This window comes from Alkalimonas cellulosilytica, from assembly GCF_036325985.1.
GTDB classification, from domain to species: domain Bacteria; phylum Pseudomonadota; class Gammaproteobacteria; order Enterobacterales; family Alteromonadaceae; genus Alkalimonas; species Alkalimonas cellulosilytica.
The window spans coordinates 53,707-73,306 of record NZ_JAUHLI010000011.1 but is presented as its reverse complement, the minus strand read 5'-3'; the positions used below and the strand labels follow the sequence as shown (position 1 = coordinate 73,306).

The 19,600-nt window shown below is 54.3% G+C and carries 18 protein-coding genes; 15 read left to right on the top strand and 3 right to left on the bottom strand.

The genetic code is table 11. The features are described 5' to 3' along the window. The first annotated feature begins 70 nt into the window (after positions 1–70). From QWY20_RS12025 to QWY20_RS11995, 7 genes are all read left to right on the top strand, one after another. Complete coding sequence (locus tag QWY20_RS12025) at positions 71–712, top strand: methylthioribulose 1-phosphate dehydratase (RefSeq protein WP_330129255.1); 642 nt, start codon at positions 71–73, stop codon at positions 710–712. Continuing rightward, a complete protein-coding gene (mtnC, locus tag QWY20_RS12020; RefSeq protein WP_330129254.1) occupies positions 709–1,383 on the top strand; it encodes an acireductone synthase in 675 nt (224 codons plus the stop codon). Before QWY20_RS12025 ends, mtnC begins: the two co-directional genes overlap by 4 nt. A gap of 17 nt (positions 1,384–1,400) precedes the next feature. Next, positions 1,401–1,943, top strand: a complete 543-nt coding sequence (locus QWY20_RS12015) for a 1,2-dihydroxy-3-keto-5-methylthiopentene dioxygenase (RefSeq protein WP_330129253.1) — start codon at positions 1,401–1,403, stop codon at positions 1,941–1,943. 621 nt (positions 1,944–2,564) lie between these two features. Continuing rightward, positions 2,565–3,065: a hypothetical protein gene (locus QWY20_RS12010; protein WP_330129252.1), complete on the top strand. Its 501-nt coding sequence runs from the start codon at positions 2,565–2,567 to the stop codon at positions 3,063–3,065. Between the two features lie 29 nt (positions 3,066–3,094). Then, entirely contained in the window at positions 3,095–4,360 is a 1,266-nt protein-coding gene (locus QWY20_RS12005; protein ID WP_330129251.1) for an efflux RND transporter periplasmic adaptor subunit, read from the top strand. Further along, on the top strand, positions 4,353–5,033 hold the full coding sequence (locus QWY20_RS12000) for an ABC transporter ATP-binding protein (protein WP_330129250.1): 681 nt from the start codon (positions 4,353–4,355) through the stop codon (positions 5,031–5,033). Before QWY20_RS12005 ends, QWY20_RS12000 begins: the two co-directional genes overlap by 8 nt. Further along, entirely contained in the window at positions 5,023–7,392 is a 2,370-nt protein-coding gene (locus QWY20_RS11995) for an FtsX-like permease family protein (RefSeq protein ID WP_330129249.1), read from the top strand. Before QWY20_RS12000 ends, QWY20_RS11995 begins: the two co-directional genes overlap by 11 nt. A gap of 157 nt (positions 7,393–7,549) precedes the next feature. On the opposite strand, the gene mtnA is transcribed toward QWY20_RS11995, so the two are convergent. Continuing rightward, positions 7,550–8,584, bottom strand: coding sequence for an S-methyl-5-thioribose-1-phosphate isomerase (mtnA, locus tag QWY20_RS11990; RefSeq protein ID WP_330129248.1), 1,035 nt, complete (start codon positions 8,582–8,584; stop codon positions 7,550–7,552). A gap of 86 nt (positions 8,585–8,670) precedes the next feature. On the opposite strand from mtnA, the gene mtnK reads away from it, so the two are divergent. The 8 genes from mtnK to QWY20_RS11950 all read left to right on the top strand — a co-directional run bounded on the left by mtnK (position 8,671) and on the right by QWY20_RS11950 (position 16,789). After that, the gene (mtnK, locus tag QWY20_RS11985) at positions 8,671–9,879 is read left to right on the top strand and encodes an S-methyl-5-thioribose kinase (RefSeq protein WP_330129247.1); all 1,209 of its coding nucleotides are present in this window, start codon (positions 8,671–8,673) and stop codon (positions 9,877–9,879) included. A gap of 114 nt (positions 9,880–9,993) precedes the next feature. Next, positions 9,994–10,674, top strand: coding sequence for an ABC transporter ATP-binding protein (locus QWY20_RS11980; RefSeq protein ID WP_330129246.1), 681 nt, complete (start codon positions 9,994–9,996; stop codon positions 10,672–10,674). Next, complete coding sequence (locus QWY20_RS11975; protein WP_330129245.1) at positions 10,662–11,600, top strand: HlyD family efflux transporter periplasmic adaptor subunit; 939 nt, start codon at positions 10,662–10,664, stop codon at positions 11,598–11,600. The genes QWY20_RS11980 and QWY20_RS11975 overlap by 13 nt, the downstream gene beginning before the upstream one ends. Further along, a complete protein-coding gene (locus QWY20_RS11970; RefSeq protein ID WP_330129244.1) occupies positions 11,597–12,598 on the top strand; it encodes an HlyD family secretion protein in 1,002 nt (333 codons plus the stop codon). Before QWY20_RS11975 ends, QWY20_RS11970 begins: the two co-directional genes overlap by 4 nt. Further along, positions 12,595–13,782 (top strand): efflux RND transporter periplasmic adaptor subunit, encoded by a 1,188-nt coding sequence (locus tag QWY20_RS11965; protein WP_330129243.1) that lies wholly within the window; start codon positions 12,595–12,597, stop codon positions 13,780–13,782. The genes QWY20_RS11970 and QWY20_RS11965 overlap by 4 nt, the downstream gene beginning before the upstream one ends. Further along, on the top strand, positions 13,779–15,014 hold the full coding sequence (locus QWY20_RS11960; RefSeq protein WP_330129242.1) for an ABC transporter permease: 1,236 nt from the start codon (positions 13,779–13,781) through the stop codon (positions 15,012–15,014). The genes QWY20_RS11965 and QWY20_RS11960 overlap by 4 nt, the downstream gene beginning before the upstream one ends. A gap of 78 nt (positions 15,015–15,092) precedes the next feature. Beyond that, the gene (locus QWY20_RS11955; RefSeq protein WP_330129241.1) at positions 15,093–15,809 is read left to right on the top strand and encodes a DUF5020 family protein; all 717 of its coding nucleotides are present in this window, start codon (positions 15,093–15,095) and stop codon (positions 15,807–15,809) included. An 83-nt stretch (positions 15,810–15,892) separates the two neighbouring features. After that, positions 15,893–16,789 carry an exo-alpha-sialidase gene (locus tag QWY20_RS11950; RefSeq protein ID WP_330129240.1) on the top strand — a complete coding sequence of 299 codons (897 nt, stop codon included), beginning with the start codon at positions 15,893–15,895 and terminating at the stop codon, positions 16,787–16,789. Positions 16,790–16,831: 42 nt separating this feature from the next. Here the strand turns inward: QWY20_RS11950 and QWY20_RS11945 are convergent, their stop codons facing one another. Together QWY20_RS11945 and QWY20_RS11940 are read right to left on the bottom strand one after the other, a co-directional pair. Next, a complete protein-coding gene (locus QWY20_RS11945; RefSeq protein WP_330129239.1) occupies positions 16,832–17,434 on the bottom strand; it encodes a redoxin domain-containing protein in 603 nt (200 codons plus the stop codon). Positions 17,435–17,503: 69 nt separating this feature from the next. Further along, a complete protein-coding gene (locus QWY20_RS11940; RefSeq protein WP_407935428.1) occupies positions 17,504–19,558 on the bottom strand; it encodes a protein-disulfide reductase DsbD family protein in 2,055 nt (684 codons plus the stop codon). Between the last annotated feature and the right edge of the window lie 42 nt (positions 19,559–19,600).

The following is a 19,600-nucleotide window of genomic DNA, read 5'->3' as shown; positions in this document are numbered from 1 at the left end:
GGCATGGTATCATTTCAGACCTTTTTATGTATAGACATCTAAACGTCAGGGCGTTCAGGAGTGCCATTTTATGAATCATGCTGCTCAGCAAGGGCATCAGCTCAACCCCTACGCCATTGCCTTGTGTGCCGCCGGCCGCTGGATTGCCAGCCGCCACTGGGTTCCGGCCACAGGTGGCAATTTCTCCATCCGTAGCGGGCAGCACAGTGCCCTGGTGACCGCATCCGGCAAAGACAAAGGCGAGCTGAGCCCGCAAGACTTATTGCCGGTAAGCTGGCCGGATGGAGAACTGCTATGCCCAGGCAAACCATCGGCTGAAACCGCACTGCATGTTCGTCTTTACCAACTGGATGAATCGATCAAAGCGGTGCTGCATACTCATTCGGTGCAAGCCACCGTTTTTTCCCGGCTGATTCAGACTGAACAACACGTGTTCAACGGCTACGAAATGCAAAAGGCGATCCGCGGCCAGCTCAGCCATGACACCCACTGCCCACTGACGGTGTTTGACAACACCCAGGATATCCCGGCATTGGCTGCCGGGGTCGCCACACGCTGGCAACAGGTGCAAACGGCTTCGGCCTTATTGGTGCGCGGTCATGGTCTTTATGTGTGGGGCCAGAGCCTGGAAGAAGCAAAAAGACATTTAGAGGCCTGGGAATTTCTTATACACTGTGAGTTAGAACGCATCCGACTTACAGGACTTGTATGAATTACCGCGCCCTTGTCACCGATATTGAAGGCACCACCACCCGCATCAGCTTCGTTACGGAAGTGCTGTTTCCCTATGCTGCTAAGCAGCTGCCGGATTTTATCCGTCAGCGCCATGAGCAAGCCGAAGTCGCCTTGCAACTAAAAGCTATTCGTCAGCTGATGAAACAACCAGACGCCAGCCTGGATGCCATCATTACGCAATTGCAGGCCTGGATTGCCGCTGATGAAAAAATCACGCCGTTGAAGGCTTTGCAGGGGATGGTATGGCGACTGGGTTATCAGCAAGGCCATTTCACCGGCCACCTGTATCCGGATGCTGCCGAACAACTGAAAGCCTGGCAGGCCAAAGGGGTACAGTTGTTTATTTACAGCTCCGGCTCAGTGGAGGCGCAGCAACTGTTGTTTCGCCACAGTGACTTTGGCGACTTAACCCCGCTGATCAGTGGCTATTTCGATACCCGCATCGGTGCCAAAAAGGAAATCTCTTCCTACGCGGCCATCCTGCAGCATTTGCAGCTCCCCCCTGGCCAGGTGTTATTTTTATCCGATGTGGTTGCCGAGCTGGATGCCGCCCACCAGTTAGGTATTGCCACCTGCCAGTTGATCCGTGAAGGCCAGCCGGCAGGCAGCCATCCAACGGCAGAGGACTTCTACCAAGTCAACCTATAGTTATTCGAGGTTTCACTATGTCCGCATTAACCGTGTTTTCCAGCTCAGCACCTGAAAAAGTGCTGTACCAGACTCAGAGCGCAGCTGACATTGCTGACAAACTGCAGCAGCTGGGTATTCGCTTTGAACAATGGCAGGCCAATCAGCCGATCGATGCCAGCACCGACAGCGCCAGCATCCTGGCAGCCTACAGCGATGATATCGACCGCTTAAAACAACAAGGCGGCTATGTCACGGTGGACGTGATTTCGCTCAGCAGCGATCACCCGGACAAAGCGGCACTGCGGCAAAAATTTCTGGCTGAACACACCCACAGCGAGGATGAAGTGCGCTTCTTTGTGCGAGGTGAAGGCTTGTTCTGCCTGCATTTGGGCGAACACATCTACCAGGTACTGTGCCAGCAAAACGATTTAATCAGTGTACCGGCGAATACCCCGCACTGGTTTGATATGGGCAGCGAGCCCAATTTTACCGCCATCCGGCTGTTCAATAACCCGGAAGGCTGGGTCGCCAACTTTACCGGCAGCGATATTGCTTCGCGTTTTCCACTGTTGGCGTAACAACTCTGCAATCAGACGATAGGGCCAGCTCCCCCAAGTGGCCCAAGCCTGCACAACCAATCTAATCTGAAGATCCGCAACCCTAGCTTGGCTAGTAAACACCCTCCCCCGAAAAACACAACAACTAAGTCATCACAGCAACCTAGCCATTGAAGCGCACAAAATTCAACCAATCTGCTCAATGCATCACCAGATCGCTTTTTTATCATAAAATTATCAGAGGAAAATCATTGCTTTCATCTACCCCCCCCCCGCATCAAAAAAGATACAAAGGACATCGCTATGCAAATGACATGGCGATAACTTGTTTATTTTTGGAAGGAAGGTTAGGATGAAATTGAATAAACTAATTGCGGGTAGCGCTGCTGCTATCTTACTGACAGCAACTGCTTTTGGCGTTTGGGCTTCTTGCGGGTCTAGCGACTGCGCTCTAGTTGGTGAAACTCTTGTTTGCGCCGTACAAACACCTGAAGGTCCTAGAATCTGTTTCCCTGGCAACCCCTGTAGCGTGGACTGCAATTAGTATACAGCTATACATAAACACGAATGCAGCGGCATTATTGCCGCTGCATTGAAGGTGAACAAAAACATAGTTCAAATGACAATTGAGGAGTACTAACCATGAGTATAGCCGCCAGGTTGTGGTTAACATGTATAGCCCTGTTTACAGTATTTGATACCTGCCAACCACTTTATGCAGCAACACCGACTCAACAGCAAGAAGCCATTCCCCATGACTTCCCAACGGTGGCAAACTTTTTCGTACAAGCTGACTGTCAATTCATCTTTCTTACAGGATATCTTTACAACAGCAAATCCGAACATTGGCTCAGCTCTAGTGAGGCTAGGCAGACATTACCTGAAATAGCCGAATTATTTACCCAAGATTGCGCAGTGCAAAGCTCACCTGAAGAACTGGCAGCAACCTTTAACATTAGCTTGCCAGAGCAAGAAGGTCTCGTATTGCTATATATCGCTCCCTTACAAGGGATGATGGAAACGGATACTTTTTCCCATAGATATATTGAACGCTACTCGCACCATATGGCACTACTGCAACAGCTTGAGGATATTCCACAGTATAAAGTGACCACCCTCTTGACCGGATACAGGCTCAACTAACAACACAAAAACAGTATTGGAAGTATAAAGTGTCCTTGCATATCCCCGATAAAGCAACGTTAAGCCAGCGCTTGCGCTGGCCTGCCTTGTTAGTGCTGATTATTCTGTTGTTGGGCTGGTTGCTGCTGCAATCGTGGCAGCGGTTGACTCAGGGCAATGATCAGCCGTTCAACCTGGCCAAGGTCGATACCGGCGAAGTGGTGGCCGTTGTCACGGGGCAGGGCCGGTTATTACCGCGCCAAAGCCATAGCGTGATGGCCGAAGTAGATGGGGTGATCCAATCGCTTGAGCTGTATCCGGGGACCGAAGTTCAGCCCGGTGATGTGCTGATACGAATGCGCAACCCACTTCTGCAACGGGAAGAAGAACGTGCCCGGCTCGCGGTTTTGGAAGCCAAAGCCGCACAAGAAGCCGCTACCGCCCGGCTGGAGCGGGAAAGCATTGCGCTTGAAAACGAAGTGGCCATGCTGGAAGCAGAAATTCGCTTCGCCGAGCAGGAAATGGACACCTTACAAACCTTGCTGGAGCAACAAATTCTAGCCCGGCTGGATTATTTGCGGGCCCAAACCAAGCTGGAACAATCGCGTTTACGCCACAGTTTAAGTGAGCGCAATGTGCAGGCGTTTCAGCAGGCCCGCCAGGCCGATGAACGAGCCCACCAGTACCGCCTGCAGGAAGCAAAAGAGCATCTGGCGATGATCCAACAAGATTTAGCGCATTTGGTGATACGTGCCGAAAGCCATGGCCTGCTCAACGAGCTAAGCGAGCATGTTGAAGTTGGTAAGCCAATGCGTCGCGGCGATATTGTGGCGCAAATTACCGAGCCAAGCTCTTTGTATGCTGATATTTTAATTGCCGCCTCCGATGCCAGCAGGGTGCTGCCTGGCCAGAGTGTTCAAGTACAGGTGCGGCAGCATCAACTGCAAGGTACCGTGCTGCGGGTGCATCCCAGCGTGCAGCACAACCAGGTCCGGGTAGAGGTAGCACTGCCCGGCCAATTGCCCAACAACGCCCGCGCTAACCTGGATATCAGTGCCCGCATTATTACCGCCCAAACCGATGCCGTTGTTCGGGTTCCGCCGGTGCTTGGCCTGCGGGATGGCCACAGCGCTACCAGTATTTTTGTGCACCAGGGCGATCATTTTGTACGGCGCCAGGTGCATGTGGGCATTTTAGGGCGGGACTACATGGAGATTGTCGATGGTTTGCAGCCCGGCGACCAGATCCTGCTGGATCCACCGGCCCGGTTACAACAGCAAACCATTATTTCAACCAAGGAGTTAACGCGTGGCTGAACTGATACAACTGCAGGAACTGCAACACAGCTTCGGCCAAGGCCAATTAAAGCAACAAGTGCTGCATGGCATTTCGCTGAGCATCCAAGATGGCGAAAGCGTTGCCATTACCGGCCCCTCAGGCAGTGGCAAATCCACGCTACTCTCCATTCTTGGCTTATTGGATACAGCAACCGCAGGCCAGTACCTGCTGCGTAACCAGCCGGTCAACCAACTAAGCCGGCAGCAAAAAAACCAGGTGCGTAACCGCCATATAGGCTGGATTTTCCAGAACTTCAATCTGATTGCCGATATGACGGCACTGGAAAATGTCGCCTTGCCGCTGCGCTTTAACCCGGAGGTGGCAACCAGTGCCTACCGGCAACGCGCCGCCGAGGTGTTGGCCCAGGTGGGCCTGGCCGATAAACTGCACGCCAGGCCATCCAAGCTTTCTGGCGGCCAGCAGCAACGGGTAGCCATTGCCAGAGCCCTGGTGAACAAACCCGGGCTCATATTAGCCGATGAGCCCACCGGCAACCTGGACTCGGCCACCGGCCAGAGCATTATGGACTTGCTGCTGCAACTGGCCACCGAAGGCTCTGCCCTGGTGATGGTGACCCATGATCCAACCATAGCCAGCCAGTGTCAACGCTCCGTGCACCTGGTTGATGGACGCCTTAGCCATGCAAACTAGTAACCTGGCTTTTCAACTGGCGATGGAGTGGCGTTACTGGCAAGGGCAACGCCTGAAGCTACTTTTTATAATGGCTTGCTTTGCGTTGCTTTGTGCCTTGCTTACATTGATTTTGCAACTTGGCCATCAATTGTTTGTCGCACCACCAACCTGGAGCAAACCTACAGACTACCTGTACACTCTGGCCCGGCAGCATACCGATGGCCGGCTGGCGCCGCTGCATCGCCAGGCCATTGATACCGCTGCCGAAACGCCAGGCGTCCAGGCAGCAGCCTGGTTTAGCCTGCAAAGCACCCACTTGCAATTGGCCGCAGAGCCAGAGCAGCCACTGCAGGCCCTGTTTTATTCCGATAGCTTTGCCACGGTGCTTGGTATTTCGCAGCTATCGCCCAGCGAAACCCCGGGGGTCTGGTTAAGTGAGCGCTTTTGGCGCGAACAGTTGCAAAGCACTCCAGATGCTATCGGCCAGCTGGTTAGTCATCCACGGTTTCCTATCGCTCTGCCCATTGCCGGCGTCTTACCGGCCAGCCTGAACCGGATAGGCCCTTTTCAGCCTGACCTTTGGTTGTCGGACCACTGGTACCGCTACCTCACCCCCTTTGCTGCCGATTCTGGCTTGATGCTGGATCGTTTTCTGCAAGCCGCACCTCTTTATTACGGCATCTTAGCCGCTACAACACCATTATCACCCCAGGCGCTGACTGAACATTTGCAGCAGCAAGATTTAACGGTACCGGGCATGACCATGGGCGGCGATGGCTCGGAGCTGATTGTGCATGCTGGCCTAAACCTGGACCCACCAGCCCGGCTGAAACTGCTGCAGCAATGGCAGCTGGGACTGGTACTGCTGCTTGGTTTTGGCCTGGTGCTTAGTTTCAATACCTTCACCGTTTTTACCAGCCGGCTGATCCAACAGCAAGAACATTACCGCATTCAACAAATACTAGGCGCCAGTATGCTGCAGCTGCTGCGCGGTCCCTTGCTGGTTGCGGCGATGTTAATTGCTGCTACAGCCCTGTTCTCGGCACTGCTAAGCCTTGGCTTGCTGCAACTGCTGCACAGCGACCAGCTGCAGAGCGTGGTAGGCGAAGCCGGCCTGTCGCTCGACTGGCAGCGTTGGTTCGCCGCCCTGGCTTTGGTCGCCAACTTGTTGCTTGGCTGCACCTGTTTGCCCGTGCTGCGTTTATCACGGCAGGCGCTTTTCAGCCGGCAAACCGGACAAAGTCGCAGTCGCGGCCAGAAATGGCTGGCACAACTCAATTTAACCGCCCAACTATGGGTTGCTCTGGTGGCACTGGCTTTTATGCTTGGCCTGAGCTGGCAGCAATGGCAGCAGTTTCGCAGTTATCCGCTGGATACCGGGCTGATGGCTCTGCCGGTGCAGCAACAAGCCACCGGGTTCGACTTTTCTGCTCTGGTACAAGACAATGTTCCTCAGGTGCAGGCCGCAGAGGTTGCCTTTGAAGTTGGCTCCTTTGACAGCCAAAGCAGCAATGAGTTGAAAGACGATCGCTTGGCGGCCCCCATCGCCATTCAACAACGCATCGTAAGTGGCAATTATTTTTCCCGCTTGCAGATACCCATCCTGCAGGGAGAGAACGACTGGCAGCATGGAGTGGTGATCAATCAAACACTGGCTCGCTTGCTGCAGGCGGGCAGTGAAACCCCACTACTGGGAAGTGAACTGAATCTAGGCAGCTTTGCCGGACGCCATCCGATAGTCGCCATCGTTGCAGATATTCCCCATCAGGGCTTTAGCCAGAGTGCTCAACCAGCAGCCTACTTGCATCATCAGTCTGCCGCCATGTTGGTGCAATTTAACCGCACCCTCGAGCTATATTTCCCTGCAGAGCACCAGGCCCGACTAAAGCCTGCTTTAACGGGGTGGCTTGAGCAACAACTGGCAACCCCCCAGTTTTTACCAGTAAAATCACTTGCTGAACTGTTGCAGCAACAAGATCGAGAGAGTCGTCAATTACTAAAGTTCAGCAGCGGTATGATTTTGCTGGTGCTGATCACGGTTTTTTTCAGTCTGTACTACCAAGTAAGAAACCGCATCTTGTTAGAACGGCAAGAATACGGGGTGCTACTAGCCCTTGGTGCAGACGACTGGCGATTACTCGCCAGAGCGACCAGCCAACCCTTATTGGGACTGCTGATCACACTGCCTCTGGCGCTGGCAGCGCTGGCCTGGCTGCTTCACTCCAGCGGCTGGCTATCAGCTTTTGCACTGCAATTTAACCCGGTGATTTTTGTCTTTGCAGCGGTCTTGTTGCTGCTAATGGCATGGATGGCAGCTCTGGCACCTATTATCGGGTTGCTTAAAAAGCCAATTTTTGGACTGCTACGCACGCATTGAGCAAGTATGTGCATAGCTGAGTTTTTTTCACCCGACGCATGGATTTATCTCCTTTGTCAGCAAAGCAGAAACAACTTAGTCTATCCCTGTCGCCCCGAAAAGGCGGTTCCACCCTGTCTATCCTTGTCTTTTGCCCGGAGCTTGCTCCGGGCATTTTTTATGCGGATACGGCTAACCGGGTTAATGCACCGGCTGCCACAGCCACCTGATCGAACACGCCACTATCCAGTACCCAGCCAGTGACCAGCTTGGCCGGGGTTACATCAAAGGCCGGGTTAAACACCGGTGCTTGCTCCGGCGCCCAGCAAACCTGGCCAAAACTACCCCTCACGCCGCGCACTTCCGCCGCTGGGCGCTGCTCAATCGGGATCTGGCTGCCGTCGCTGCAGCTGGGATCGACCGTGGTATGCGGGGCCACCACATAAAACGGGATCTGATGATAATGCGCTAATACGGCCAGATTGTAAGTACCGACTTTGTTGGCGAAGTCGCCATTGGCGGCAATCCGATCCGAGCCGACAAAGATGCGGTCGACCTCGCCCCGAGCCATCAGCATAGCGGCCATATTGTCGCAAATCAGCTGGTACGGAATGCCAAGTTGCTGACACTCCCAGGCAGTTAACCGCCCGCCTTGCAGCAGGGGCCTGGTTTCATCCACCCAGAGCTGGATCTGCTTGCCCTGCTGATGCGCCAGCCGCACTACGCCAAGCGCAGTGCCAACCCCGGCCGTTGCCAAACCACCGGTATTGCAATGCGTCAGCAAACGCTCGCCCGGCTGCACCAGAGCTGCGCCATGTTCAGCCATCTGCAGGCACAGCTGCACGTCTTCGGCAAACAGCTGCTCGGCGCAGGCCACCGCCGCGCTGACATAATCGGACTGCTGTAAGGCGGCTACCATCGCATCCAGATTATTCATCAGATTGACCGCGGTAGGCCGGGACGCTCTGAGTACTTCAGCACTGTGCAGCAGCTGCGCACGGCTATCACCCTGTTCAGCCCGGTAAGCCAGCAACAAGGAGGCTGCAATACCAATCGCCGGAGCGCCGCGTACCTGCAATTGCTGAATCATCGTCACCATCTGCTCAACCTGCTGGCAATGCAGCCAGCGTTGCTGATGCGGCAACAGCGTCTGATCCAGAATAGACAACTGGCCTTGTTCGGTTTTAATGCTAAGACCCATCATGTTTTTCATGCGTTATGCCTTATTTAGCCTTGCAGACGTCTAGAATGTTTGCGATTATGCAGCTCTTCTATTGGCCTGACAAGTCCGGATCCATTATGAGCGACTATCACATCTTTACCGCAGACGGTGCCAGACACTTTGCCCTCAGCCATGCTGATGCCTTTCGTGACAGCGATCAGCTGGAAGCAAAAGAATTTGGTGACGGCAATCTGAATTTGGTATTCAGGGTCAAAAACCAGCATGGCCGCAGCCTGATTGTGAAACAAGCCCTGCCCTATGCCCGCTGTGTCGGCGAAAGCTGGCCATTAACCATTGATCGGGCACGGATAGAAGCGGAAGTACTGCTGCGCCATGGCCGGCTTTGCCCCGAGCATACCGTGCAGGTGCTGCATTACGATCCTGCTCTGGCTGCCATCCTGATGGAAGACCTGGGCCAGCTGGAAATACTACGTAGTGCTTTGGTTGCAGGCAAACAGTTCCCCTTACTGGCCAGCCAGATGGCCCAGTACCTGGCCCACACCTTATTTCATACCAGCGACTTTGTTTTAAATGGCTTGCAAAAAAAGGCTGAAGTCGCCCGTTTTTTAAACCCGGAGCTTTGCCTGATCACCGAAGATCTGTTCTTTACCGATCCCTACTGCAACCATGAGCGCAATAACATTCATCAGGCCATTTTGCCGCAGGCACGCGAGCTGTGGCACGATGACGCCTTGCAGGCAGAGGTTGCACGACTAAAAGCAGACTTTTTATCCAAACCACAGGCATTGCTGCATGGTGATGTGCATAGCGGCAGTATTTTTGTCAGTGCGACACAGTGCAAAGTGATCGATGCTGAGTTTGGCTTTTACGGCCCTATTGGTTTTGATGTTGGCAGCCTGCTGGGTAATTTATTACTCAGTTATGCCGGTCAGTTTGGTTTGCAGGAAGACACCTCTGTCCGTGAGCAGCAACAAGCGTATCTGCTTGAGCAAATTGCAACGCTCTGGCAAGGATTTGCCAGTGAATTTAGCCAGCTGATGCAAACCCAGACCAAAGAAAGTAGCTTTGCCAGCAGCAGTTATCAAAGCTTTTTCTTGCAACAAGTGCTGGCCGACAGCATTGGCTATGCTGGCTGTGAGCTCATTCGCCGTACGGTAGGTCTGGCCCATGTGGCTGATTTAGAACAAATCCGCAATGAGCCACAACAAGCCCGTTGCGAGCGCTTTGCGCTGGCGCTGGGCCGGCAGTTGATCTTACAACGCCACGAGTTGACAACTATCCAGCAGTTGAACACTCTGGTACAGCACCTGCCACTACCGGCCTGAGTCAGCTACCAATATTTTGTTACAATTTAACAACCCGCCAGTGCAACCCTCAGCAGCTGTACTGGCTTTTTTGTGGCAGAATCTGGGTTCCTGTTTTTAGGCGAGTCATCATGGATGATTGAAGTACAACAGCTGCAAAAAGTGTTTGGCCAGGGCGATAATCAAGTTGTGGCTCTGCAAAACATAGATTTGCGCATTGAAGAAAATGAATTCGTTGCCGTTATGGGCACCTCTGGTTCGGGCAAGTCGACCCTGATGAATATCCTTGGTTGCCTGGATACGCCAAGCGGTGGCCGCTATCAGTTGGCTGGCCAAAATGTAGCCGAGCTAACCGATGAAGCGCTATCCGCCATTCGCAATCAATCCATTGGCTTTATCTTCCAGTCTTTTCACTTGCTGCCACGCTTAACGGCTCAGCAAAATGTTGCCCTGCCATTACGCTATAGCGCTATCCCGGAAGATGAAGCCCTTGCCAAAGCAGCAAAGCTTTTGCAGCGCGTTGGTCTGGGCCATCGAGTCAGCCACAAACCGCATGAAATGTCTGGGGGGCAACGTCAACGGGTAGCTATCGCCCGAGCCCTGATCAATGATCCTAAAGTCATTTTTGCCGATGAGCCCACGGGCAACCTGGACAGCAAAACCTCGATTGAAATTATGCAGCTGCTAAAAGAGCTGCACCTGCAAGGCAATACCATCGTCATGGTGACGCACGAAGATGAAATCGCAGCCTGGGCCAAACGTGTCATTCGCATGCGGGACGGCGTTATTTTGGAGGATAGTTCATGTCAGCAATGAGCCTGCTGCTCTGGTCACTGCTCGCCACCAGCCAACCGGCACCGGTGTTGCTGACCGGCACCCTGCAATCGTCGGAGCGGCAAAATGTGGTCTCGCCAATGAGCGAGAACTGGCGGGTACAGGTGCAATGGTTAAAGCCGGAAGAAGAACCGGTGCGTGCTGGTGATCTGGTGGCAGTGTTCGATGCCGGTAGCCTGCAAAGCACCATTGAACGACTGAAAACCCAGGTCGATACCGCCCGCGATCAATTAAAAAAACTGCAGTTACAACACGATCTCACCGTGATGGAAGCACGCTACGAGTGGCAACGTCGCAGCTTGCTGCAGCAAAAAGCCGGTATTGATGCCGCAGTGCCGCGCACCAATCTGAGTGAGTACGATTATGAACTCTATCAGCTGGATTATCGCCGGGCAGAAACAGCCACGGAACAAGCCTTGAAGGCGCTGCAACTGGCAGAAGTGGCCCGTGACACCGAGCTGACCAAACAAAAATTGCAAATTGAACAACAACTGGATGAGTTGCAGGATGCAGAGCATCAGTTATCCGACATGAGTGTTACCGCCGAGGTGGATGGAGCAATCAGCTACGGCCTGCACCCTTGGTATGGGACCCCGGTGTTTTCCGGCATGACGGCGCAACCCGGCTGGCTAATTGCCCAGGTACATGCCGAAAACCAATTGCTGATTGAAGCCTGGGTACACGAAACGGACATGCAAGCCTTGCAGCAAGCCCGACAATTCACCGCTTTGTTCGATAGCGCACCCGATACCGAATTTAACGTGAAACTGCAAGCACTGGCGCAGCAAGGTGAACGTCGGCGTCAGCTGGGACAGGGCCTTTATTTTCGTGCTGAGTTTTACGCCGAACAGCTGCCAATCGCCGATGCCCGCCTGGGTCTTGGCCTCCTTATTAAGGTGATGCCATGAAACAGCTTTTTGTTTTCCTAGTAAGTGCAGCCATCTGCCTGCTGCTGCCAGCCTGTCAGTCCGAAGCACCAGCCAATGCGGATACACAACGCCAATCGATCCGTGCCACCGGTCAGCTGTTTGCCGCAGGTAGTCAGCAAATTTCCCCGCCAAGTGTCAGCCGGATGTGGCAGTACAACATTCAACAGATGGCGCCGGAGTCCAGCCTGGTCTCGGCAGGTGATATGGTGGTTGCTTTTGATGGCCAAACATTGATGGAGCAGTTGCGCAACAAGCAAATGGAGCTGAGCAGCCTGCGTCAGGAGCAAAGCAATCAGTTGCAGCAAGATGAAGAGCGGCATGAAGAACTGAAGTTAGAGCTGGCCGAGCGCCTGATGGATTATCAGCGTTTCCAGCGCCGGGCTGAAATTGTTGATCACTCCCGCTCAGCCAATGAGCGCGAAAAAGCGCGTATTGATTACACCATCGCCGCTAATCAGCATACTCTGGCCCAATCCCGGCTGGAGTTTCATCAACAACAACGCCAGGTGGAAGCCCAGTTACTACAATCCCGTGTCAGCCGACTGCAATCGGAGATTAACCAATTGCAGCAAGAGCTGGCCAGCATGCAGGTGAAAGCGCCTTTTGATGGCATGGTGATTTACCTGCCCAATTTTCAGGGCGAAAAATCAGCCGTCGGTGACACCGTGCAATTCGGGCACCCGGTGGCAGCAGTCAGCCAACTGGATACCTTAAAAATACGTGCCGAACTCGATGAGGTCGATATCCGCTTTGTTCGTCCGGGCTTACGGGTACAGATCACGCTGGATGCCTACCCGGAGCGCAGCTTCTCCGGCCTGGTCGAAGAGCTGTCACCGTCTGTGCGCAACAAGTCCAATCAACAACTGAACCGGGTGGTCGATGCCACCATCAGCTTCGATGATCTGGATACCAGCATTATGCGACCAGGCATGACAGCGCGCCTGACCATTCAGCTCAGTCGCAGGGAGGCATCATGACAGCAAGAACCATCGGCTTGCTCGCAGTACTGCTCGGCCTGACCGCCTGCCAGACCGAGACTGACCCCACCCCGGCATTGCAGCTGAAACCGCAGCCTTTTATCCATCAGGTGCAGGCCGAAGGGGAACTGTTTGCCGTCAACTCCACCAGTATTAATGCACCGCAGGCCCAGGGGCCGCGGCTGATTGCTGAAATTCAGGCCGAATTTACCGAGCTGCAACCGGGCGATCTGATTGTGCGCTTCGATGCCCGCCAGCTGCAACGCGAAGAGCGTAATGCTCAGCATGGCATCGCTACCATCGATACCGAGCGTACCCAGCAACAAAGTCAACAAGCGTCCGAGCTGACCAGCCTGGCACTGAGCCAGGCGTTAGTTGGCCAGGAGTTTGGTTTTGCCGATCGTTTCAGCATTGATGATGTGCAAATTCGCTCCCGGCTGGAGATCCTGGACTCCTTACAGAATCGCGATTACCTGGAAGAGAAAAAGCAGTTTTTAACCTGGCAGCAAGACAGTTTTACCATTAAATCATCCGGCGAACAGGAGTTACTACAATTACGGCTCAATCAACAGCAGACCTTACTGGAAACGGCACAAACCGGTTTAAATGCCTTAGAAGTAAGGGCACCCCATGCCGGTATTTTGCAATTGGATAGTGACTGGCGTGGTCAAAAAGCGGAAGTTGGCAGCATGGTGTTTCCTGGCCGGCGCATTGGCAGCCTACCGGATCTAAGTTTGCAGCATCTGAAACTCTATGTGATCGAGCACGAGGCCGCCGGCCTGGCCGTTGGCCAACCGGTTCAGTTTGCGCTGGCGGCTCACCCTGCCACACAATTTTCCGGTGAGGTGGTGCGTGTTGGTCAGGTAGCTCAATCCAGACAACGGCGCGATCCAAGGCGCTATATCGAAGTCGAAGTCGCCCCGACCGAGCAATCTCCGCTGTTTATGCCAGGCAGTCGTGTCATGGGGCAGATTCAGCTGGCCAGTGCCGATGCACTTTTGCTGGTACCGCTGCAATCGCTGTTTAGTGAAGAGAATCAACTCTATGTCTGGCAACGTCAGGGCAACCGCTTTGTACGACAACCCGTGGAAATAGGCCAGAAAAGCCTGACCCATGCAGAAATTGTTTCAGGTGTGAAAGCAGGTGATCAAATAGCACTCACTGAGCCGGAGGCAGCACCATGAATGGCACTATCTTGATTCGAGATACTCTGGCCGAGCTGGCTCAGCACAAATTACGCACCTTTTTAACTCTACTGGGCATGATTTTTGGCGTTGGTGCCGTCATCGCCATGCTGAATATCGGCGAAGGTGCCGAGCGTGAAGCGCTGAAAACCATCGAGACCATGGGCCTGCGTAACCTGATTGTCGAGGGCCGCAGCTTTGATGAAACCACCCTGCTGGAACACCGCAAACACTCACTAGGGTTAACCCTGGGCGATGTGCACGCCGCCATGGCCACGCTGCCGGGAGTGACCGCCTTTAGCGCCGAGCGCAGCATTGAGCGTTACGCCATTATCAGTCACTTTGGCAAAAGTGACGGCGAGGCATCGGGAGTAAGCCCCAGTCACTTTGAGCTCAGCAGCCTGCCGTTTACGGAAGGTGAGCCTTTTACCGAACAGCAGGACCGCATAGCGGCTCCGGTTGCCGTACTTGGCTCTGCCATGGCACGGCAACTGTTCCCTGCCGGTAATGCGCTTGGCAATTATGTCAAAGTGAATCATGTCTGGTTGCAGGTGATTGGTGTGCTGGACGAGCCTTATCAGGGCAGCCAGGATTTCCAGGGCGTTGAGCTTGGTGGTGAGCAGAACCAGTTGTTTATGCCCCTTAATACCGCGCAAAGCCGTTTTAGCAGTGGCCATTTGGCCGCCGAGTTGGATGCTTTTCGCCTGCAGCTGGCCGATGGGACTGATACCGCTGCTACAGCCCGGGCGTTGCAGCATCTGCTGCAATACCGCCACAATGGCATTGATGATTACACCCTGATCGTCCCCGCAGCTTTGCTGGCGCAGCAAAAACAAACCCAGCAGATTTTTAATATTGTTATGTCCTGCGTGGCGGGCATCTCGTTGCTGGTTGGTGGTATTGGCATTATGAACATTATGCTGGCAACGGTGCTGGAACGTACCAAAGAGATAGGCTTGCTTAGGGCAGTAGGCGCCACCCGCAAAGACATCAAGGTGCAGTTCATCGCTGAAAGCTTCGCCATTGCGGTCGCTGGCGGTGTGCTTGGCATTGTATTTGGCATCGTGTTATCCGAGCTGATTGCCTTTTATTCAGGCTGGGCGGTCAGCTGGTCGCTGCCAGCTATCGTGCTCTCTTTTAGCATCTGTGCTTTGATAGGGCTCAGTTTCGGTGTCTATCCGGCGATGCGCGCTGCCGAGCTGGACCCAATCACGGCGCTGCAAACGGACTAACACCCGGCCATAAAATAACTTGCCAGAACGCCGATCCAGGTCTTAACTCAACCTATCTGCGTTCTGTGGGTTCTTTTTATGCGCATCGTACTGATCTGCCTTAGTTTGTTTCTATTTCCTGCCCAGGCCAAGGTGTTGTGGCAGGATTTTCGGCTGACGTACCTTTATGGCGAAAACTACCGGCTAGGCGATCCCAGCCGCCATGTGTTGACCATTGAACACGCTGCCAATACCAGTTGGGGCGATAACTTCTTTTTCCTCGACCATATGCGGTTTAAAGACGGCACCCGCACCAACTATGCCGAACTGCAGCCACGTTTTAGCCTAGGTAAGAATACCAGTGGCAACTACCAGTTTGGTCCGGTCAAGGATGTACTGCTGGCCGGTCATATTGAGATGAGTAGCTTTGCCACCAACTACCTGTATGGTGCCGGAATGGATTTAGCCGTGCCAGGCTTTCGTTTTTTTCAGGCCAATGTCTACCGGCGTAACAACGACAAAGTCGCCAATAACTGGCAACTGACGCTGGTTTGGGCCTACCCGTTTACGCTCGGCAACCAGCAGTTTTTACTGGATGGCTTTATGGACTGGGCCAGCAGCAGTGACGATCAACGGGCCAACCTGAACCTGACACCCCAGCTGAAATGGCTGGCCAGCCCGCATCTTGGCATGGAAAGTCAGCTCTGGCTTGGCATTGAATATGTGTTCTGGCGCAATAAGTTCGGCGTTGCCGACAGCCCGGCACTGCGCAGCCACGAAAACAATATCAATCTGTTGATGAAGTGGCACTTCTGACACGAGCTGTTTGCAGTTACAGCGATGAAGCTGCCCGCAAAAGCTGCTAGCATAGAACAATCCAGGTTATTTCGGAGCACATCATGGCCATCCAGCTTCAGTGCATCTGGCAGCAGGCAGCACACAATGCCTTTACCGATCTGATCCATTTTAACCGTACCTTCTGGTGCGTGTTCAGAGAAGGCAGTGCCCATATCTCCCCTGACGGCCAGTTTCGTATCCTGCGCTCGCTCGATGGTGTGCATTGGCTCAGCACCACCGTCATCGCGAGCAAAAAGGCGGATTTGCGTGATGCCAAATTCAGTATTTTGCCCGATGGCCGCTTGATGCTGTATGGTGCCGGCGCTTTGCACGACCGCAGCCAGCACAGCCACCAAAGCTATGCCTGGTTTTCGGATGATGGCCTGCACTGGTCAAAGGCTGTGCCAATTGGCGAGCCCAATATCTGGATCTGGCGGCTCAGCTGGCACCAGCAGCAAGGGCTGGCCATTGGCTACAAATGTGGCAAACCACACTTTATCCGCAGCTATCTGACGCAAAACGGTTGCGATTACCAGCCGATTCACCCGGATAGCTACAGCGGCAGTTACGCCAACGAAAGTGGCTTGTTGTTCGAGCCGGATGGCACCGCGCTATGCTTGCTGCGCCGCGATCCACACCATGGCCTTTATGGCCGCGCCAGGCCGCCCTATCAGCAATGGGACTGGCGCGATATTGGTTGTCGCATCGGCGGACCCGAGTGGCTGGAGCTGCCAGATGGCCGCTTGCTGGCCTGTGTGCGGCTGTACGATGGCCGAGTGCGCACCAGCTTGTGCTGGATAGACCGGCACAGTGGCCAACTGACTGAATGGCAGACCCTGCCCTCCGGCGGCGACTGCAGCTATGCCGGCATGGTGCTGCTGGGCAGTAAAGTCTATATCAGCTACTACTCGTCACATGAAGGCCAGAGCCGGATTTATTTGGCAAGACTGACGGTCTAAAGCGTTGCGGTATCAGGCGGCTCCTGATACCGCAGAAAGGGATCAGTACTTAATACTGCAGCCATAAGGCCGGGTGACTGGTTTGCTCACCGGCTGGCCGGCGAGGACTTCGTTACCAGCATTGGCCAGGTAGGCTTCCGCTCTTGGAATATCCTCTGGATTGGCCGTTGGAATGCTGTCGATGCCGCCCATGTACAGCAGGTTGCCATCGGCACCAATTACATACATATGTGGCGTGACACGGGCATCGAAGGCGCGCCCCATATCGCCGCTTTCATCCAACAATACGGCCGCAGGCTGGGCGCCACGGCTGGCGGTCAGCTCGTTGGCTTTTGCCGGGCTAACATGGCCCTGGCTGCCTGGCTTGGATGAAATCACGCTTAGCCAGACCGTATCAGCATCCACAAAGTGCTGCTGCAGTCCCTGCATGTTGTCGCTGACGTAATGTTTCACGACAAAGGGACACTCGTGGTTGGTCCACTCCAGAATCACATTCTTGCCGGCAAAATCGGCCAGTGAGTGGGTTTGGCCATGGCTATCGACCACGGTAAAATCCGGAGCCGGAGCGCCAATTTGTGGCGCGGCAGCCACCGCTGTCACCGTACCAGCCAGCGCCAGGGCGCTAAAGAGTTGCTTCAGTTTCATGGTATTACTCCGTTTCATGTTTACGTAAGCAGCCACTACGGCTCTGGCTGCATGATTAAGTGCCAGGCACTAACTACCCGACGATGCATTTGCCAACTGCGCCAGCTGATCGCGAAGCGTATTTGGCGTTAAAATCTGTGGCAGAATTTTTGGCTCCTGTCCCGGCCAGTACAGCACATACAAGGGCACACCATCGCGCTGATACTGTTGCAAATAAGCATGGATTTCAGCGCCTCTAAGCGTCCAGTCACCTTTTAAGTAGGTCACGCCATAGTCCGTCAGTGCATGGCGGCTGCTGTCAGTATTAAGCGCCACCCGTTCATTGACCAGACAAGTAATGCACCAGTCAGCGGTCATATTCACCAGCACCGGTTGCTGATCCGCTTGCAGTTCAGCCAAGCGCGCCGGGCTCCAGGGTTCCCAGTGCCGGTTCTCCGCACTTTGCTGCGCCCCTTGCTGTGGTTGCAACAGCACCAGCAGTAAGATAGCCAGCAAAGCAAACACCCAGCTCAGCTGCGGAGCCAACCGAAAGCCCTGCCCCAGCTGTTGCCGGCCCCAGAGCCACAGTGCAGCGGCAAGGCAAACCAAACCGACCAGCACCAGCGCCTGTGCATCCACTCCGGCCTGACGGCCAAGCACCCACAGCAACCAGACCGTGGTTAAATACAAAGGATATGCCAGCCATTGCTTCAAGGTATCCATCCAGACACCGGGCTTTGGTAATAAGCGGGCCAGACGGCGGCTGTACGCCAATAGCAAGAACGGCAATGCCATGCCAAAGCCAAGCGCTAAAAACACCAGCAAGGCCACCGGGGCCGATTGGGTGACCGCATAGCCAAGGGCTGCGCCCATAAAAGGCGCCGTACAGGGACTGGCCACAATCACCGCTAGTACTCCGGTAAAGAACGAGCCCTTAGCGCCCTGCTGCTGACCAAGGTTCGATCCCAATTGCATTAAGCGACTGCCAAAATGCACCAACCCGGATAAACTCAGGCCCAACGCAAAGAACAGGTAAGCCAGTGCCCCAACCAGCCAGGGGTTTTGCAACTGAAAGCCCCAGCCCACTGCAGCACCTGCCGCTCGCAAGCCTATTAACGCCAGAGCCAGCACAGCGAACATTGCCAGCACACCGAGCGTATAACTCCAGGCGTCGCGCTTTTGCCGGGCAGCATCGCCACTGTTGTTGGCCAGGCTGATGGCCTTTAACGACAACACCGGAAAAACACAGGGCATCAAATTCAGGATCAGGCCGCCACCCGCCGCCAGCAGCAGCGCCAGTAAAAATGCGGCCAGGCCAAAGTCGGCAGCTGCCTGCGCAGCGCCAGCTGCATCCAACCGCTGCGCTTGCACCACAAAGGATTGCGGGCCACTGGTCAGCACAATCTCAATCTGCTCTGGTGCCTGATGAAAATAGGTATTCTGTGGCTGACGGATCAGTAAACTACCATCCTGCCAGCTGATCTCCTGCTCACGGGCATGCTCAACCAGATCGGTTGCCGCCACAAAAAAAGCGTCCACCAGCAAATCGTCTTTGGACTCGATCACTGCCGAAAACACGCCATCCTGCAGCTGATAGGAAGCAGCCCGCTGCAAAGCCACCGGTTGCGCTGCCTTACCTTGCTCAAACAGCGGACGGTGGTGCTCTGACACTGCCGGCTGGCGTGCCACCGCCAACGGCAACTCAAACGCCATATCACCCGGAATACAAATTTCTTCGCACACCAGCCAGGAGGCGTCGGCTTTAACGAGCAAGCCGGTACCGGTGTAATCAGCCGGTAAGGTCACTTCGCTTAATAGCACTGTGGAGCCTTCAAAGCCGTAATTCATCAAAGGTGGGATGGAAAAAGCCTGTGGCGCTGGCCACTGAATATCAGAAACAGTCACCCCTTCTGGCAGTTGCCAGCGGATCTGGGTCGGCATCCCTGAGTCACCGGGGTTTTGCCAGTAAGTATGCCAATGCTCTTGCGGTAATAAATGCAGCGCCAGCAAAAATGTCTGGCCAGGAGAAACCGTCTGGTGCGAGCTCACCAGCTCCACCTGTATATGCGGTGCCTGCTTCCAGCCCGTCGAAACTGCCTGCGCGCTTGCTGCCAGCACGGAAAGTAGCAGATACAATATAACCATCAGTAGCTGTCGGATCATGGGGTCACACATCGAATAACATGG

What these genes read in the sequence shown, in the direction of transcription:
- QWY20_RS12025 (WP_330129255.1), top strand. Translation starts at nt 71, where the DNA reads ATGAATCATGCTGCTCAGCAAGGGCATCAGCTCAACCCCTACGCCATT.
- mtnC (WP_330129254.1), top strand. Translation starts at nt 709, where the DNA reads ATGAATTACCGCGCCCTTGTCACCGATATTGAAGGCACCACCACCCGC.
- QWY20_RS12015 (WP_330129253.1), top strand. Translation starts at nt 1,401, where the DNA reads ATGTCCGCATTAACCGTGTTTTCCAGCTCAGCACCTGAAAAAGTGCTG.
- QWY20_RS12010 (WP_330129252.1), top strand. Translation starts at nt 2,565, where the DNA reads ATGAGTATAGCCGCCAGGTTGTGGTTAACATGTATAGCCCTGTTTACA.
- QWY20_RS11995 (WP_330129249.1), top strand. Translation starts at nt 5,023, where the DNA reads ATGCAAACTAGTAACCTGGCTTTTCAACTGGCGATGGAGTGGCGTTAC.
- mtnA (WP_330129248.1), bottom strand. Translation starts at nt 8,584, where the DNA reads ATGAAAAACATGATGGGTCTTAGCATTAAAACCGAACAAGGCCAGTTG.
- mtnK (WP_330129247.1), top strand. Translation starts at nt 8,671, where the DNA reads ATGAGCGACTATCACATCTTTACCGCAGACGGTGCCAGACACTTTGCC.
- QWY20_RS11980 (WP_330129246.1), top strand. Translation starts at nt 9,994, where the DNA reads ATGATTGAAGTACAACAGCTGCAAAAAGTGTTTGGCCAGGGCGATAAT.
- QWY20_RS11975 (WP_330129245.1), top strand. Translation starts at nt 10,662, where the DNA reads ATGTCAGCAATGAGCCTGCTGCTCTGGTCACTGCTCGCCACCAGCCAA.
- QWY20_RS11970 (WP_330129244.1), top strand. Translation starts at nt 11,597, where the DNA reads ATGAAACAGCTTTTTGTTTTCCTAGTAAGTGCAGCCATCTGCCTGCTG.
- QWY20_RS11965 (WP_330129243.1), top strand. Translation starts at nt 12,595, where the DNA reads ATGACAGCAAGAACCATCGGCTTGCTCGCAGTACTGCTCGGCCTGACC.
- QWY20_RS11960 (WP_330129242.1), top strand. Translation starts at nt 13,779, where the DNA reads ATGAATGGCACTATCTTGATTCGAGATACTCTGGCCGAGCTGGCTCAG.
- QWY20_RS11955 (WP_330129241.1), top strand. Translation starts at nt 15,093, where the DNA reads ATGCGCATCGTACTGATCTGCCTTAGTTTGTTTCTATTTCCTGCCCAG.
- QWY20_RS11950 (WP_330129240.1), top strand. Translation starts at nt 15,893, where the DNA reads ATGGCCATCCAGCTTCAGTGCATCTGGCAGCAGGCAGCACACAATGCC.
- QWY20_RS11945 (WP_330129239.1), bottom strand. Translation starts at nt 17,434, where the DNA reads ATGAAACTGAAGCAACTCTTTAGCGCCCTGGCGCTGGCTGGTACGGTG.
- QWY20_RS11940 (WP_407935428.1), bottom strand. Translation starts at nt 19,558, where the DNA reads ATGGTTATATTGTATCTGCTACTTTCCGTGCTGGCAGCAAGCGCGCAG.